Origin of the sequence: Mesorhizobium sp. M5C.F.Ca.IN.020.29.1.1 (assembly GCF_003997375.1) — a bacterium.
Lineage (GTDB): Bacteria > Pseudomonadota > Alphaproteobacteria > Rhizobiales > Rhizobiaceae > Mesorhizobium > Mesorhizobium wenxiniae.
In genome coordinates this window covers 1-2,566 of sequence record NZ_RZSW01000710.1, presented here as the reverse complement: position 1 = coordinate 2,566, position 2,566 = coordinate 1, and the positions used below count along the sequence as shown (strand labels likewise).

Below are 2,566 nucleotides of genomic sequence, written 5' to 3'. Positions count from 1 at the left end.
GTCAGCATTCCATACGCCGCCGCCACCGGTAGCCGGGATCCTATCCGGCAACTCCTTGCCGTCGGCGAGATCGCGGACGCGAAGCGTGTAGAATTCGGAACCCTTGTCGTCGAAGGCCCAGAGAAGCTTGCGGTGGTCGGTCGAATGATCGACACCGCCGAGGCGGAAATAGGCCTTGCCTTCGGCCTCGAGATCGCCGTCGAGCAGGATCTGCTGGGCACCGCCATCGCGCGGCGTGCGGAAATAACGCGGCTGCTCGCCGCCAAGCTTGAAAGATGAGCCATAGGCGTACGGCCCATCCTTCATCGGCACGGAAGAGTCGTCTTCCTTGATGCGGCCCTTCATCTCCTTGAAAAGCTGCTTCCGCAACTGGGCGGTGTCGGCCATCAACGCCGCCTGATAGGCGTTTTCGGCTTCGAGATGGGCGCGGATTTGGGCGTCGAGCAGGGACGGATCCCTGAACATCTCTTGCCAATTGTCGGCTCTCAGCCAGGCATAGTCGTCCGTCCGGGTTACTCCATGATGCAGATCGAAGACCGGCCGCTTCTCGGGTTGTGGCGGGCTGACAGTCGGAAATGCTGGGGTTCGGGTCATTGCGTCTCGCTGGGAAGTTATTTGAATGGAGAATGAACACGCCGATCAGCGCAGGTTCAAGAGCCGGAAGTATGTTTTGCGCTGGGTTCCAGAAGATGAGCCGGAGGAGAGAGAAAAATGAAATTCCGTTTTCGCGCTGCCGCGGCTTTCGTCGTCGCTTCGACAGTTTTGGCCTTTACCGGCCAATCTCATGCAACCGTGTTCGCAGCTTGGCAAGTGACCAACGTTCCGTTTGGCGACACGCTCAACGTGCGCAAGTACCCGGCGGGGTCTTCCCAGAAGCAGGCCGCCTATCCCAACGGTGCCGTTTTGCAGATGACCGGGAAATGCACCGGGGGCATAAACCTGCTCGACATCGCCAAGCAGCCGGTTTGGAAGCAGGAACAGAAGATCCGCTATCGCTGGTGCGAAGTCTGGCATGATCCTGCACACAACGGCAATTTTGTCACCGGCTGGGTCTACGGAAAATACATTACCCCACATTGATGGATCGGCGGCGATCCGCGGCGCTGATTTGTGGTTTGTTTGCAAACAGCAAATCGCAACCTATGGTTTTGCAGATTCTGAAAACAACCAGATAGCCTGCGCCACAACCAAGCATAGCCAAGCATTGAGAATTTTTTACTGGCCATCGAGGATGTAACGGCAGCCCGACGGCGCGTCAGCCGTTGCTGGTCGGACCAGAAAATATCGCAAAATTACAGAGTGCACGAAAGGTTGAAGCTGATCGTGGAATATTTTATTAACATCGATGAATACAGCGCAAGAAGCGAATTGACTTACTTGGTTCACTGGCTCATTAGGATGTTGTGACGCGAATCGCAGAGGCTCTTTCCTGCAAAAATTTCGCGCGATGCCCGACCTGTCAAAAATAGGGCGCAGATAGAAACAACTCTCGTTGGGGTCATGAAGCCATGGATATTATCGAAACACCTTCCAGAAATAGTGATGCGCTGATCGAGTTGACGGCCGACGTCGTGGCCGCCTATGTCAGCAACAATCCGGTGCCGGTCGGCGAGCTGCCGAGCCTCATTGCCGATGTCCATGCCGCCCTCGGGCGCGTGGGCGGGACCAGTGAACAACCTCCTGCCGACAAGCAGAAGCCGGCAGTAAACCCGAAACGCTCCGTCCATGACGACTACATCGTCTGTCTTGAAGACGGCAAGAAGTTCAAGTCGCTGAAGCGCCATTTGATGACCCACTACGGTCTGACGCCCGACGAGTATCGTGAAAAATGGGGCCTGGACGCAAGCTATCCGATGGTTGCTCCCAACTATGCTGCCGCCCGCTCCCAGCTCGCCAAGAAGATGGGTCTCGGCCGCAAGCGCAAGGGACGCTGATATCGGCTCTTCCCAACGTGGGTTGAACGATCAACGGCGCCTCCGGGCGCCGTTTTGCTTTTGGAGGCATTACTGGAGCAATACGCCTTGGCCGAGGTGCGGGGCTCACTGCTGTGCGGGGGCAAGGCGCGCTGTTGTCTAATCAGGCGGTCTGCCTCAACGCCGCCTCGGCGTCGCGCTTAATGCGCTTGACCATGGAACGAAGACCATTGGCGCGTTGCGGCGACAGGTGTTCGTCGAGGCCAAGTGCCTTCAGTGTGGCTTCCGCGTCGGTCTTCTGGATCTCGCTGGCCAGTCGTCTGGAAAACAGCGCCAGCATGATAGCGACGAGGCCGCGCACGATATGGGCGTCCGAATCACCGGCGAAGGTGACGACTGGATCGGGACCCGGTCCATATTCGGTTGTCAGCCAGACCTGGCTGACGCAGCCGGGCACCTTGTTGGCGGCGTTGCGTTCCTCATCGGGAAATGGCGGCAGGGCCTCGCCCAGTTCGATCACATAGCGGTAGCGGTCTTCCCACTCGTCAAGCAGGGAGAAGTCGTCGCGGATCGTTTGGATCGTCGTGCTCATCACCTAGGATATAGTCATCCGGCAACGCCGCGTCACGGAAAAAGAGGAAAAACACCATAGG

General features: G+C 57.6%; 3 protein-coding genes and 1 pseudogene. 2 read left to right on the top strand and 2 right to left on the bottom strand.

All coding sequences use genetic code 11. The features are described from left to right. Positions 1-594, bottom strand: a pseudogene (locus EOA85_RS32465) (S9 family peptidase); the annotation flags it as partial. A gap of 117 nt (positions 595-711) precedes the next feature. Between EOA85_RS32465 and EOA85_RS32460 the strand changes: the two are divergent. Next, entirely contained in the window at positions 712-1,080 is a 369-nt protein-coding gene (locus tag EOA85_RS32460) for an SH3 domain-containing protein (RefSeq protein ID WP_127212445.1), read from the top strand. Between the two features lie 428 nt (positions 1,081-1,508). Beyond that, entirely contained in the window at positions 1,509-1,934 is a 426-nt protein-coding gene (locus EOA85_RS32455) for a MucR family transcriptional regulator (RefSeq protein ID WP_029354623.1), read from the top strand. A 142-nt stretch (positions 1,935-2,076) separates the two neighbouring features. On the opposite strand, the gene EOA85_RS32450 is transcribed toward EOA85_RS32455, so the two are convergent. Next, positions 2,077-2,505 carry a SufE family protein gene (locus tag EOA85_RS32450; RefSeq protein ID WP_127212444.1) on the bottom strand — a complete coding sequence of 143 codons (429 nt, stop codon included), beginning with the start codon at positions 2,503-2,505 and terminating at the stop codon, positions 2,077-2,079. Positions 2,506-2,566 lie beyond the last annotated feature (61 nt).